14 protein-coding genes are annotated in these 12,989 nt (G+C 44.4%); 8 read left to right on the plus strand and 6 right to left on the minus strand.

Annotated features, from left to right (window positions below; all coding sequences use genetic code 11):
• Nucleotides 1-1,136 (plus strand): putative bifunctional diguanylate cyclase/phosphodiesterase (locus V5298_RS16860; RefSeq protein WP_332932599.1); only part of this gene is annotated, 1,136 nt, incomplete at its 5' end.
• A gap of 24 nt (nucleotides 1,137-1,160) precedes the next feature.
• On the opposite strand, the gene V5298_RS16865 is transcribed toward V5298_RS16860, so the two are convergent.
• Nucleotides 1,161-1,604 (minus strand): hypothetical protein, encoded by a 444-nt coding sequence (locus V5298_RS16865; protein WP_332932600.1) that lies wholly within the window; start codon nucleotides 1,602-1,604, stop codon nucleotides 1,161-1,163.
• A gap of 17 nt (nucleotides 1,605-1,621) precedes the next feature.
• The gene (locus V5298_RS16870; RefSeq protein WP_332932601.1) at nucleotides 1,622-2,425 is read right to left on the minus strand and encodes a hypothetical protein; all 804 of its coding nucleotides are present in this window, start codon (nucleotides 2,423-2,425) and stop codon (nucleotides 1,622-1,624) included.
• Between the two features lie 199 nt (nucleotides 2,426-2,624).
• Between V5298_RS16870 and V5298_RS16875 the strand changes: the two genes are divergently transcribed.
• A complete protein-coding gene (locus tag V5298_RS16875) occupies nucleotides 2,625-3,026 on the plus strand; it encodes a DUF2750 domain-containing protein (protein WP_332932602.1) in 402 nt (133 codons plus the stop codon).
• Nucleotides 3,023-3,421 (plus strand): SufE family protein, encoded by a 399-nt coding sequence (locus V5298_RS16880; RefSeq protein WP_332932603.1) that lies wholly within the window; start codon nucleotides 3,023-3,025, stop codon nucleotides 3,419-3,421. The genes V5298_RS16875 and V5298_RS16880 overlap by 4 nt, the downstream gene beginning before the upstream one ends.
• Here the strand turns inward: V5298_RS16880 and V5298_RS16885 are convergent.
• Nucleotides 3,387-4,658, minus strand: a complete 1,272-nt coding sequence (locus tag V5298_RS16885; protein ID WP_332932604.1) for a glycosyltransferase — start codon at nucleotides 4,656-4,658, stop codon at nucleotides 3,387-3,389. The genes V5298_RS16880 and V5298_RS16885 overlap by 35 nt on opposite strands.
• A 326-nt stretch (nucleotides 4,659-4,984) precedes the next feature.
• Between V5298_RS16885 and V5298_RS16890 the strand changes: the two genes are divergently transcribed.
• Nucleotides 4,985-5,830, plus strand: coding sequence for an HDOD domain-containing protein (locus V5298_RS16890; protein ID WP_332932605.1), 846 nt, complete (start codon nucleotides 4,985-4,987; stop codon nucleotides 5,828-5,830).
• Between the two features lie 48 nt (nucleotides 5,831-5,878).
• On the opposite strand, the gene V5298_RS16895 is transcribed toward V5298_RS16890, so the two are convergent.
• The gene (locus tag V5298_RS16895; RefSeq protein WP_332932606.1) at nucleotides 5,879-6,694 is read right to left on the minus strand and encodes a thioesterase family protein; all 816 of its coding nucleotides are present in this window, start codon (nucleotides 6,692-6,694) and stop codon (nucleotides 5,879-5,881) included.
• A gap of 110 nt (nucleotides 6,695-6,804) precedes the next feature.
• Between V5298_RS16895 and V5298_RS16900 the strand changes: the two genes are divergently transcribed.
• On the plus strand, nucleotides 6,805-7,602 hold the full coding sequence (locus V5298_RS16900) for an alpha/beta hydrolase (protein ID WP_332932607.1): 798 nt from the start codon (nucleotides 6,805-6,807) through the stop codon (nucleotides 7,600-7,602).
• Here V5298_RS16900 and glgC read toward each other — a convergent pair.
• The gene (gene glgC / locus V5298_RS16905) at nucleotides 7,592-8,863 is read right to left on the minus strand and encodes a glucose-1-phosphate adenylyltransferase (protein ID WP_332932608.1); all 1,272 of its coding nucleotides are present in this window, start codon (nucleotides 8,861-8,863) and stop codon (nucleotides 7,592-7,594) included. The genes V5298_RS16900 and glgC overlap by 11 nt on opposite strands.
• Nucleotides 8,864-9,283: 420 nt before the next feature.
• Here glgC and V5298_RS16910 point away from each other — a divergent pair, with 420 nt between their 5' ends.
• Nucleotides 9,284-9,817, plus strand: a complete 534-nt coding sequence (locus tag V5298_RS16910; protein WP_332932609.1) for an SRPBCC family protein — start codon at nucleotides 9,284-9,286, stop codon at nucleotides 9,815-9,817.
• Between the two features lie 162 nt (nucleotides 9,818-9,979).
• Here the strand turns inward: V5298_RS16910 and V5298_RS16915 are convergent, their stop codons facing one another.
• A complete protein-coding gene (locus V5298_RS16915; protein WP_332932610.1) occupies nucleotides 9,980-10,378 on the minus strand; it encodes a MerR family DNA-binding transcriptional regulator in 399 nt (132 codons plus the stop codon).
• Between the two features lie 265 nt (nucleotides 10,379-10,643).
• Here V5298_RS16915 and V5298_RS16920 point away from each other — a divergent pair, with 265 nt between their 5' ends.
• The gene (locus V5298_RS16920; protein ID WP_332932611.1) at nucleotides 10,644-11,819 is read left to right on the plus strand and encodes a thiolase family protein; all 1,176 of its coding nucleotides are present in this window, start codon (nucleotides 10,644-10,646) and stop codon (nucleotides 11,817-11,819) included.
• A 433-nt stretch (nucleotides 11,820-12,252) separates the two neighbouring features.
• On the plus strand, nucleotides 12,253-12,989 hold a 737-nt coding region (locus V5298_RS16925), incomplete at its 3' end, for a S8 family serine peptidase (RefSeq protein ID WP_332932612.1).

A 12,989-nucleotide genomic window follows, 5' to 3' on the forward strand; every position in this document is an offset into this window, starting at 1 on the left:
TTAAACAGGTGAACGATACCTATGGCCATGATGTGGGCGATGAGCTATTAAAGCTTTGTGCTAAGCGGGTTAAATCGGTTATTCGTGAAAATGACACGCTGATAAGACATGGTGGCGATGAATTTATTGTACTGGTGCAAACGTCAGGGGACACCCAGGTATTGGCAGAGCGCATACTAAATGTGGTGAATAAACCCGCCAGTTGCAAAAACATCGTGATCTCGGTGAGTGCCAGTATTGGAATTGCTGATGCCGCTTTTGGTAACCGTGCTGAAGAACTACTTCGTCATGCTGATGTGGCCATGTACGAAGCGAAAAAACAGGGTAAAAATACTGTGGCCACCTATTCGCCTGAACATAATGAAGCGGTGGAATATCGGTTGTTTATGGAGCAGGGGTTGTATGATGCAATTTTGAAAAAGGAGCTGTACGCCCGTTTTCAACCCATTGTTGATGCAAAGGGGGATATTTGCGGCCTCGAAGCCCTGTGTCGATGGCGCGGAGAAAATGTCATTGATATTGCACCGGAAATTTTTATCCCAGTGGCAGAAGAAACTGGCTTAATTAATGCGCTGGGGTTAAAGATGCTCCGGGAAGTTTGTATTGCCCGTTCACTGTTGGTGGAAAAAGGACACAATCACATTAAATTGCATGTCAATGTTTCCTTGTTGCAATTAACCAGACCTTCATTGGTCGAGCAGTTTGTCACCTATCTTGCCGACTTTAATATACCTCCTTCCGCCCTGGTTATTGAAATCAAAGAACAATCCTTATCGGATCCTGCGGCTAAGCGGGTGGTCAATGCGTTGGTGGATACCGGTTTTAATGTGGCCTTGGATAATTTTGGCGATGGCAAAATGGACGTAGCCATGTTAGTTGATGGGGCGGTATCCATGGTGAAATTTGATGCCCGTGTTTCTGATTATTGCCATAACGAGAAAACGAAAATACTGCTCCAGACCCTTGTTGAATTATGCAAAAAACTCGGCAAAACCGTGATATTTTCTGGCGTAGAAACCCAAGCGCAGGAAGGCGTGGCAAAAGCACTGGGCTGTGATTATTTACAAGGCTTTTTGTTTGGTACGCCCAAAAGCCTCTTCGAATCAATGCAACTTGTGGGTGATGATGGGGAATAGACTTGTTATCTAAATACGGAGCTATTAGGGGCGTTTGAGGCAAATATACTGGCTGGGTGACATGTCGACCTGGGTAATGGCGGGCGCCGCAAAAATTGCCGGGCATGGCATGTGTTGTAAAGCATTAAACAATTGTTGAGGTTGGCTTGACGCAAAGCTGTAGAGACAGCGGTTATGATCCACTTCTAAATAAATCACCTCACTGTTACCTGTCTTTTCCAGCAGGACTGAAATTAAGGCCATGGCCTGATTGCTGTAACGGGTAAATGCGTTGGTTTCGGCATAAGAGAGCAACCCACTTTGCCAGGGAAAATTCACTTCCAATATTGCCCCGTCCAAGTGGGTTAATTTTTCCGCGATGAGATAAAGCGTTAGCATTCGGTGATTAAAACTAATGTTTTCCACACTATCAAAATGCGCGGGAAAACGGTCTTGCTCATGTTGTGAGGTTTGTCTGTTTTCTGTCATTGGTTCTTTTCTCCCCACTAACGATATTCATCGATAGCAGCTTGATGTTCTGCGTACATGGATATGGGAAACTGATCGTATATCATATCTTGTCCTTCGCCTATGGTGTGCACCACAAACAGATTATTGCCCGAATGACCGTGCTCACCGATAAACACATTGATAAACTCCCTGACGGTATACAGGCTTTGTTTGGCAATGGCTTGGGTGATGTCACAGGCGACTTTATGGATCCGCGCTAAACACGCCATAAATTCATCGAGTAATGGCCGTAAATCCACTTTTGAGGGGGTTTCTTTCAGCACAGATGCACGAAAATCAGTGGGGCCACCAAGGTAATCCCGCTCGATGAAAGCGTTAAGGACGTAGCGCCGTTGGTCTTCACAAGGTTTTGCTGTGCCATAGCTGTCAATTTGTACCGTATGTACGCTCAGCCCGTAATAAGAAACGTAATCGTAAAGGCTTTCCACAAACCGAAAGGTAAAGCTTTGCTTGTATTCTGTCTCGATACACTGTGTTACCCGGTTTACCTGTTCTCTGTCGTGGGGAATGCAAGCTTGAACATGGCGCTTAAGCTGTGCAGTGTAGGTTCTAGCGCTTAAAATGAAATTATTCACCGCGGCGTTTAAGTTGTTTTTTGCCTCATTCATGACTGCAGATAGGGCTTGGTCAATATAGCAGGTCAATAGTGCATCTAAGGCTTGATTAACAAGCTCAAAGTTCGATTGAACCAGGTGGTATTTGTGTTTGATGGCGTATTCTGACGATAATCTTTTGCGCGCTCTTTTCAATTCTTTGAACTGGGGTTCGTCTAAGTGCATATACGAACCTTGGGTGGGCGAGCTAATAAAGTATTTCGAATCCATAGCGAACTTTTAGATGTCCTACATTGAACTGGCAGGTTAGCATGCTCTTGGGTGGGGCATAAACTCTTTTGCATTGCCTGTAACATTAATTTGGTCGCTGGTGGTCGCAGTTAACTATCCGTATAATGCCCCATTTCCTCTTACAGAGTGCATCATGTTTCCCAATACCATTACCGAGCATTTAGCCGAGCCTGTGATTAACCAGGTAAAAGTGCTTAACAGCGATGAACGCAGTGTGTTGTTTTTCCAATATTGTCTAAAAGCGCAACACGTGTGGTTAGCCAAAAACGACAACGGCTTTATTATGATTGATAGCCCTGAAGGCTTGTTATTACCTGTTTGGCCTCACGGCGATCTGGTGGAAACGTGGGAAAATCCAGCGCTTGGCACCGTTGAGCCCGTGTCTGTACCGCTAACTGACTTTATATCTGTCTGGTTACCCGGTATGGAGAAAAATGAAACCGGCGTGTGTATTTTTCCACTTAACCAAGACGATGGGGGGATCAGCATGTCTGCCGCCGATCTTAACGTGAGCTTTGATGAGGAAATGGCTTGAGTGATGCCCCGTTCCCTCATCCGTTAGGGGAAAAAATAAAATCAGCAAAGGGGTGGGACAGCGCCATGCGTGAATTGATGCTGGCGTCAAAAGTGTTACCCGTATTACCTCTTGCGCAGCGGACTGACGAAAATAAAGTTGCCGGATGTCAAAGTCAGGTGTGGCTGGCCTTCGATGAACAGCAGGCTGGTTTTCTAGCCTGGTCTGACGCCAAAATTATACGAGGTGTATTGGCTGTGTTGTTAGAAAAAGCCAATGGACACAGTGTCAGGCTAGATGAAAGTACCTATGTGAATTATATGCATGAATTAGGGCTTCATCGCTATCTCAGTGAATCTAGGGCAAATGGGATCACGGCGGTTATTCGCCGTCTTTGTTTAGCGGGCGATTTTTAGCTTCGATCCACTGACTCATGTATTGAGTGGCACGTAAACTGTGATGCCATAACATCCCTTGGGTGAAATGTTGCTGACGCAGACGTTCAATATTGGCAAGATAGTTATTCACCCGATGAAGCAACACCGTTTTGTGTTTATTATCATCGAACTGTTGGTTCACGATCTGATGTCCCCCACCCATTGCTTCTGACCACAGGGTTTTATCTTGATAAAGGGTCACTGCAGCATCAACAAAGGCGTTTTCATCATCGGCCACCCGTCCTGGCCATTGGGATGGACACGATACGATCCCTTCTGTTCCCATTGTTGTTGTTACCGATGGTGTGGCGCAGCGCATGGCCAGAATCAGTTTTCCCTTGATACCCGCACCAAAACGTAAAGGCGCAAGCATAACGCGGTGGGATGACACCGTGGCAGCGGCATCTTTGGCCCACCCGTGAACACAAAATCCTTTGCTTGGATTATCCAAGGTCATGGCTTTTTTAGGCGGATAGGCACCATAGATATGCAGGTGTGCCCTGGGGACTTTTCGGTAAATGGCCGGCCACAACTTTTGCAATTGCAGTACCGCATCCCAATTAGGCGGATGACGGAAATTACCGATAAACACAAACCCTTCTTTTTCTTCATATGGACGCGAAGGAATAGGGGGCAAGCCTGTGAGTAGGGGAAGCAGTAATAATTGTGACTGAGGTACCTGATAGACTTCGTGCAGTAGTTTGTATTCAGGTTGGGATATAACCAATGTAAGATCACTTCGCAAAATTGAGGCAATTTCGCGGTATTGAATATCGCTGTGTTTTGGTGATGTTGACGACGGTAGCTTGTTACCTGTTTTGACGCTTTGCTGCCTGGCATGGCGCACACTGTGTAAATCTTCTGTATTGAGAATACGTAACGCACTAGGACAAACTTGGTACACTCGGGCAGAAAACTGCTCTTCCACCATAAAGCGATCGAATATTACAACGTCTGGGTTGAGTTGTTTAATGCGTTGGTCAAAATCGGAGCAGTTCAGGGCGACGGTTTCTGTACTTACACCAAGGGCCCCAAGATCTGCCGCCATATCCGAATGGCCTGCCGTAGACATAAAGGTAATTTGCCAGTTAGCCTGACAAAAGGTGTCAATGATCCCCATCATATTTTGACCTGCCGCCGAGGAATTCGGCTCGGGCCAGACGCTACCTATTATGATAAGTCGCAAAGATGTTGAAGGGGGATTTTTTGACATCATCAGGATAAAACCTCTAAAAATACACGCGGGCAAATGCTACCAGATTTGAATTTAAATAGTGTTGTTGTTTTTATCTGCAGTTAACCGCCTATTATGTATGTATTGGTTGCTTCATTTGCCCCTTTCACGACATAATTGTCGAGAATTAGACTTATTCAGTAATGGTAATTCAGTTCGCCGTTAGGGAAGGTAAATTTGGGGTTATTGTTATGTGTAAGCAATGAAATATTGGCATAACTGATTTTATAGCCTATACAAGTAGAGGTGAACGATAAAAGAATTATTCACGTTTTACATCATTCACAGTGAAAAACGGGGTGGGGTTAATGAAAGCCAATGATATTGCAGACAAGGCCATGGATGTTTTCGTGTTGCCTGATGCCGTTATTCGATTAAAAGAATGCATGGATGACAGCGCTGCAAGTATTGATGATATTGCAGAGATCATCGCCTTTGATCCTGGCCTCACATCCCAACTGCTTAAAGTGGCAAACAGCGCACTCTATCGCTTCCCCAACAAAATAGAAACCATTAGCAAAGCGTTACAAGTCATCGGTACCCGTTCTGCGTATGATCTTGCACTGGCCTACGGAATTACCCATGCCTTTAATGATATCGATGCAAAAATCATTGATTTGGATAAATTCTGGGAACAAAGCGTCAGTTGCGCTTTATTGGCAAAATACTTTGCCGAAAATCGACATATCCGTGAGCCCGAACGCTTGTTTGTGAGTGGTTTGCTGCATAATGTGGGTGAGCTGGTTGTGGTTGCCTTAATGCCCCACGAAGCCAAGCGCTGTTTGGCATTTAATGCCAGAGTGAGTCCGGCAGAATTACAACAGGCCATTTTAGGGTTTACCTACGCTGAATTATCCGCCGCATTGGTACGTAAATGGAATATTCCGGAATCTATCATTCGACCGGTTTCGCTTATTCATGATACCGACAGTGGAATTGAAGATGACGATGTACAAATCCTGCAGCTTAGTTACGTGTTGGCCTTAGATAACGTCAACCCGGAAGTTTATCCTAGTTACAATAATCTTATCCCCGAACTACACGAACGTTTATCGCTAAAAATGGAAGACTTGGAAGATGCATTGGATATTACTAATTTACAATGTATTAGCGTGATGTCCTTGTTTAACCCCAATGCATTTATCTTATACTAGCGCCATCCTTTTGTTACGTTAAACAGTAAAAATTGGCCTGCCGATAACTCAGTCAAATACCGCAACAGTCTGTCTGCTAAGGGCAATCACGTCATTGTGTTTATTCCAAATGGTCGCCTCTGTGTGGCTGTAGCCATTGCCCGCTTGCCGAGTTTCTGCTTTGTAGGCAAACCAGTCGCTGCCTTCTACTTCCCGGTGGGGATGTAAAAATTCAATATTCCAACTGACAGTACTTGCTGGCGCAGGCCAACGTAATTGCTGCAACGTAGCCGGGGGCCAGGCATCGATCATTGCGATCAAATGGGCATCGCTTATCTGTTTAGGTGCTTTTTTGTAACGAATAAATCCGTGATAGGCACAGTCTTTGTGACCTAAAAACGGCATGCCACCTTTTTGTATGGCTAATTCAAAATGTTGAAAAAATTTAGGGGTAACTTTGGGGATAAGAGGGATGAATTTCGCTTTTGAGGGTAAATCCATATTATGGGTATCTGTATTTTCTACCTGTATTTTTGATTTTCTGCTTTGACCAAAACAGGCCTGAACAAACACCGATACCTTCTGATTTTGCACAATTTGCGCGCTGAAGTAGGAGACATTCTTCCCGATTCGTAAACACGTCACATCAATGGTAAAAGGGACCTCGACCTGTAACGGACCGATAAAACTTGTGGTATAAGCCCGTAGGAGCCATCCATCCGTGGCTTGGGTTGCGATGGCCTGATATATTATAGCCGCAGAGATACCGCCAAATACTGTACGTCCCTGAGACCAGGATTTAGGGATGACACAAGGTGCACTTTGCCAACGCGCTTCGCCCGTTGATATCATTTCCAGCGGGGTAAGTAATTCATCTATATGCATAAGGCTTCTGGTCGGATGAGTTTTGTATTATGCTAGCAGAGAAATGACTTAACACCAATTTCTATTCTGACAATTTTATTTGTCCGTTTTTGTATTAAAAGGAATAAAGCGTGACGACAATACATTTTGCCCATGCAAACGGTTTTCCCGCAGGCAGTTATCGCACCTTTTTTGCCGCGTTTCCCGCAGATTGGAAAATACTGGCCACCCCCCAATTTGGGCATAATAAGGCATTTCCGGTGACTGAAAACTGGACGCCCCAAGTGGAAGAGTTGTTAACTTACGTTGAGGAGAACGTAGGTAACACACCGGTTTGGCTAGTGGGGCATTCCTTTGGGGCGGTGCTTTCATACCTAAGTGCATGTCGTGCCCCTGATCGGGTTAAAGGATTAATTATGCTTGATCCCCCCTTGTTCTATGGTTCTTCTAGCTTCCTACTAAAAGGGGCTAAGATGTTAGGACTGATGGATAAGATAACGCCAGCGAGATTTGCCAAAATACGGCGTACGCATTGGCATATTGATGATGATATTGAAAACTACTTTGCTGCAAAATCTTTGTTTAAAGGGATGGATAAGCGTTGTGTAAGAGATTATGTGGAAAGTGCTACAGAGATTTCAGGCACAATGCGCAAGTTAACCTTTAGCCGAGATGTGGAAGCTGATATTTTTCGCCATATTCCTCATAATTTAGGGCGATATCGTGGCAAGCTTACCTGTCCGGGTCAGATTATTTTGGGTCGGCAATCTGAGCTATCAAGAAAGCGAGATGTCAAACTGTTTGCCCGTCACAATCATCTGGAGTTAAGTGAAATGGACGGCGGGCATATGTTTGTGCTGGAACACCCTGAAGCGGTGGCTGCACAGATCACAGCCACGATTACGCGATGGGAAAATACTAAATACTAAGGCTGCCCACAGGCATTCCCAGCATTTCACGGGTGACTAATACCACGCCCTTATCCGAAACCCTAAACCCTCTGGCTCGGTCTTCATCATGGTTGTAACCAATTACTGTGCCTTCTGGTACAACGCATCCGCGATCAATGACGACTTTTTTCAACCGGCAATGTCGCATGACTTCGACGTCGGGCAAGATAACGGCTTCTTCAATATTGCTGTAGGAATGCAAGCGCACGTTGGAAAAGCACAAGCTTCGTCGTAGGGTGGAGCCAGAGATAATACAGCCGCCGGAGACCACTGAATTAATGGCTTCTCCACGACGACCATCTTCGTCCCAAACAAATTTGGCAGGGGGTAACTGTTCCTGATAGGTCCAAATTGGCCATTTACGATCGTACAGGTTCAGCTGGGGAACCGGTGCGACCATTTCCATATTGGCCTCCCAGAATGAATCTATGGTACCCACATCCCGCCAGTAGGCTTCATCATTATCAGTATTTTTAAACGGGTAAGCATACACCTTATGCTCTTTGATAATCGAAGGGATAATATCTTTACCGAAATCCCGTTGTGAGCCTTGTTTTTCTGCATCACGCCTAAGTTGTTCAAAAAGAAATTCGGTATCAAAGATATAATTTCCCATCGAGGCGAGACAACGGGTATCGTCGCCAGGGAGCGGGGAAGGGGATAAAGGCTTTTCTTCAAATCCATGGATGCGCATGTTTTCGTCTACTGACATCACACCAAATGCGCCGGCAGCTTCTTCGATGGGGACCGACATGCAGGACACTGTCATACGAGCGCCACTTTCTACGTGACGAGCAAGCATAGGGCCATAATCCATACGGTATATATGGTCACCGGACAAAATCATTACGTATTTAGGAAGCTCGTCGCGGATAATATCAATGTTTTGGAAAACGGCATCTGCGGTACCTTCATACCAGCTATCAGAGAAACGTTGTGATGCTGGTAAGATTTCTACTGATTCACCCAGTTCTTTTTTAAAGTGTCCCCAACCTCTAACAAGGTGGCGAATGAGTGAATGGGACTTATACTGTGTAACAACACCGATACGTCGAATACCCGAATTAACGCAGTTTGAAAGCGGAAAATCGATGATACGAAACTTACCGCCAAAGTATAAAGCAGGCTTTGCTCGCCACGTGGTCAGTTCATGCAGTCTCGACCCTTTTCCTCCTGCAAGTATGAGCGCGTAGGTATTTCGGGTGAGATTACTTATATAGCGTGAACTGTTATCAGCCATGTTGATTCTCCATGTGTTCAGCACGTACGGCTGTGCAGATAAGACTAATACTATGGACATCACCGGTGAAGCATTGTTCAAAAGTGATTAATTCCATATTACCCAAGTATTTGTTTTTAACCAGATTTGAATAAGACTATTTATGGCACACATTTTTCAGTAAACCAAGTCGATTAGATCAATGTTGTGTTTGTTTGTCCCAAATAAGTCTAGCAGAATTTTTTTAATGCCGGTTGAGGCCAGCTAGACGATCTTTCGAAAAGGCAAACGGTTTTCCCATTGTAGAGTTTTAAATAGTTTCATTTAAAAGGGGCAAAATATGTGCAAATCGACGCAGTTTTGGGGGGGTTCACGTTTTCTATGGCTGATATTATGAAATAATTGTTATATATTGGTAAATAAAATTGCAGGGGGGAACCTATGGCTTGGCTTAAGAAAAGTGTTATTTTCTTTGTTGGAGGGATCGTATTTCTATTACTGATTGGACTTATTTTACCTGCGGATTATCAGGTAGAAAGAAAAATCCTAATAGAAGCACCGGCTGAGAAAATTTATCCCAATGTTGTCGATCTCAGAGCCTGGTCACAGTGGGGGGTGTGGTATATGCGAGACCCTAATATGGAAGTAAACTTCAGTGGTCCAGACAGAGCAATTGGGATGGAGTCTTCATGGAAAAGCGAGACTCAGGGCAGTGGTGAGATGCGAATAACAGCCCTAAAGCACAATCGTATGGTTGTTTATAACCTCTATTTTCCCGAATATGAAATGGGCTCCACAGGCAGTTTTACCCTTGAACCTGTTAAGGGCGGCACACTGGTTACTTGGCAAGATACCGGCAAGTTAGGTGCGAACCCTTTTCATCGTTACTTGGGATTGATGATGGACAATATGATTGGCCCTGACTTTGAACTCGGGCTGGAAAATTTGAAAACCGTTGTTGAAAATCAAAGTTAAACGTCTAAGGCCAAAGGATGCTCACCATAAACCCGTGGGCGTCGTTCTAAACTAGGTGGTATGACCTCAGAGGCTTCGACATTGCCGGTGGATTTTTTTTAGGGGTAATGAATAAAAATAATTTATTAATCAAATTCATTTAACCAGTCAAATTAATATGTCTTAATCTCGTTTTAATTGCGCAAGCTCTTCTCGACAACGGTTTTCCACTTCATCCAGTTCATTCATAAGCATCTGAATATCTTCAAGTTGTTGGCGTAAGTGGGCGCGTTTTTGTTCGGTCAAATTTAACATGGTTTTTAATTGTACGGCGGAATCCGGATTGGAATCATACAATTCGAACAGATTTTTAATTTCGGCTAAAGAGAAGCCCAACCTCTTACCACGTAAAATTAACTTTAACCTAACGTGGTCTTTGTTATTGTAAATGCGATTTTGACCCGTTCTACGAGGGCTGAGCAATAACTGTTCTTCATAAAACCGTATTGAGCGTGGCGTTATATCAAATTCACGGGCCAGTTCGCCAATGGTGTATGTTTGTTCTTCTTGTTGATGTGTCATAGTGGGTATACCTTAATTTTTTTAAAACACGTCGTTTACGGCTTGTTAAATAATCGTTTGCGTTCCAGACTTAAACATGTGACCTTCGGCAATATACTTCCGTTAACGTGAAAAGCAATTAACGTTAAGGTAAGGTAACAGGGACACATCGTCAATCATGGTAACGATTCTATTTGCATTTTCGCCATTGCGAAGTGACCTAAATGGCACTTCGTATGAGGTGTGATCGAACTTAATTTTGAAAAAGGTAATGAGGCAATAAACTATGAGCAACGAAGCAGTAGTAATTGTAGCGGCAAAACGCACTCCTATGGGGGGGGTTAACGGTAGTCTTTCGCCAGTACAGGCCACCGAATTAGGCGCCCAAGCGATTAAGGCAACGTGTGCCGATTTGGATGTGACGCAAATCGACGAAGTGATAATGGGATGCGTATTACCGGCAGGATTAGGTCAAGCACCTGCGAGACAAGCTACCCTTAAGGCTGGATTACCGCTGTCAGTGGGCGCAATTACCTTAAACAAAGTGTGTGGTTCCGGATTAAAAGCGGTCATGTTAGCCCACGATCTTATTAAAGCGGGGAGTGCACAGGTTGTATTAGCCGGTGGTATGGAAAGCATGAGTAACGCGCCGTATCTGCTGCCTAAAGCACGCTCAGGCTATCGTATGGGACATGGGCAAGTACTTGACCATATGATGCTTGATGGCCTTGAAAATGCATACGATGGCAAAGCCATGGGCTGTTTTGCTCAGGACACCGCCGACAGCGAAGGGTTAACCCGAGAACAAATGGACGAATTTGCTTTAACATCTCTTTCCCGGGCAAATGAAGCAGTAAATAGTGGTGCCTTTGTTGGTGAGATTACACCGGTGACCATTTCCACTCGCAAGGGCGATGTGATTGTTGATACAGACGAAGGCCCTGGGGCTGCCCGTCCAGATAAAATCCCATCATTGCGCCCGGCTTTCAAAAAAGACGGAACGGTAACAGCGGCCAATTCCAGTTCTATTTCTGACGGTGCGGCGGCCTTGCTGGTAATGTCTGAATCAAAAGCCAAAGCGCTGGGTTTAGCGCCATTAGCTAAAATTGTTGCCCATGCTACTCATTCAATTGAACCTGAGAAGTTTACACTTGCACCTGTGGGCGCAATGCAAAAGGCATTGGAAAATGCCGGCTGGACTACAGATGATGTTGATCTATGGGAAATCAACGAAGCTTTTGCCATGGTTACCATGTTAGCGATCAAGAAATTACAATTAGATCTTAATAAGGTGAATATCCATGGTGGTGCCTGTGCATTAGGCCATCCTATCGGCGCATCCGGTGCGCGGATCTTAGTGACGCTTTTACATGCCTTGAAAGAAAAGAACGGCAAAAAAGGGATTGCTTCACTTTGTATTGGTGGCGGCGAGGGTGTTGCTCTTGCGGTAGAAATGTACTAACACCCTTACTTATTCAAAAAATAAAAAAAGCAGTGTTCATACACTGCTTTTTTTGTCTTAAAATCTTGTCTTGATGAGTAACGCCTCCCTATTTTCCCATCACATACGGAACGGTTAAGCGCTTAAAAAACAAACGCTTTAGTGTCAGATAAATTTACAAAACATTTTAACTTCATGTAGTTTATTTAAAAAACTGTATAAAAAACAGGTTGATAACTTGTTGGTGTAGATTTTGAATGCGATTTCCGTGCTATCGCGCAAGGAAGAAATAATAAAGTTCGATAGCGTAATAATAATAAATTTGCATTAAATCCAGAAAGCGGGTCTTTTTCTTGTGCTGCAAGAAAAAGGGTAATTCCCGATGTTTCGAAAGCAAATGCTTGCGTACTGAAGGAAGCCGCAAAACAAAAAAAAGTGTCAATGGGAGACGCAAATGACATTTAAGAAGAAACTATTGGGAACCATGATCTCAATGGCAGTAACCGCTGGTATGTCCTCGGCTGTTAATGCTCAACAGGTCTTTCCTGAGAATTTAGCTAAGTTTTCTACGACAGCAAGCAAGGTTAATGTCAAAAAAAATTCCGGTTTGTATATTGTTCAATTAAAAGATGCACCCGGTATTACATACGCAGAGGAAATCGGGGAACTAATTCCTAGTAAACAAACGGTTGCCGCCCACGGCAATCAATATGCTGCCGATACCAGACAAGTCAGTGAGTATGTTAGCGAACTAAAACGCAAACAACGCAGCACCGCAGCCGAAATCGGCGATATCAAGATCATCCACAATTATGTCCATAGCTTCAATGGCTTTTCTGCCAAGCTGACTGAACAACAAGTTGAATCACTGCGCGCTAATCCTGATGTGGTAAGTGTATGGCAGGATGAGCTGGTTAAAGTTAACACCTCGAATACACCCGAATTCCTAGGTCTGACTGGTGCAAATGGTCAGCATACCTTGGGTATTAAGGGCGATGATGTGGTGGTTGGTATACTCGATACGGGTATTACGCCGGAAAACCCCAGTTTCGCCGACGATGGTACATATTCCGATCCGTCAACCATTGGTTGGGCTGGGGAATGTGACGCCGGTGAAGAAGCCGATGATGGTACATTCGCGTGTAACAACAAACTGATTGGCGCGCGCTACTTTAAAGATAGCTTCGAGAG

It is taken from the genome of Alteromonas sp. 14N.309.X.WAT.G.H12 (assembly GCF_036697315.1).
Classification (GTDB): Bacteria; Pseudomonadota; Gammaproteobacteria; order Enterobacterales; family Alteromonadaceae; genus Alteromonas.

Excerpts from the sequence above, each read along its gene's own strand:
- V5298_RS16920 (WP_332932611.1), top strand. The coding sequence starts at position 10,644 with ATGAGCAACGAAGCAGTAGTAATTGTAGCGGCAAAACGCACTCCTATG.
- V5298_RS16875 (WP_332932602.1), top strand. The coding sequence starts at position 2,625 with ATGTTTCCCAATACCATTACCGAGCATTTAGCCGAGCCTGTGATTAAC.
- glgC (WP_332932608.1), bottom strand. The coding sequence starts at position 8,863 with ATGGCTGATAACAGTTCACGCTATATAAGTAATCTCACCCGAAATACC.
- V5298_RS16885 (WP_332932604.1), bottom strand. The coding sequence starts at position 4,658 with ATGATGTCAAAAAATCCCCCTTCAACATCTTTGCGACTTATCATAATA.
- V5298_RS16910 (WP_332932609.1), top strand. The coding sequence starts at position 9,284 with ATGGCTTGGCTTAAGAAAAGTGTTATTTTCTTTGTTGGAGGGATCGTA.
- V5298_RS16915 (WP_332932610.1), bottom strand. The coding sequence starts at position 10,378 with ATGACACATCAACAAGAAGAACAAACATACACCATTGGCGAACTGGCC.
- V5298_RS16870 (WP_332932601.1), bottom strand. The coding sequence starts at position 2,425 with ATGCACTTAGACGAACCCCAGTTCAAAGAATTGAAAAGAGCGCGCAAA.
- V5298_RS16890 (WP_332932605.1), top strand. The coding sequence starts at position 4,985 with ATGAAAGCCAATGATATTGCAGACAAGGCCATGGATGTTTTCGTGTTG.
- V5298_RS16865 (WP_332932600.1), bottom strand. The coding sequence starts at position 1,604 with ATGACAGAAAACAGACAAACCTCACAACATGAGCAAGACCGTTTTCCC.
- V5298_RS16895 (WP_332932606.1), bottom strand. The coding sequence starts at position 6,694 with ATGCATATAGATGAATTACTTACCCCGCTGGAAATGATATCAACGGGC.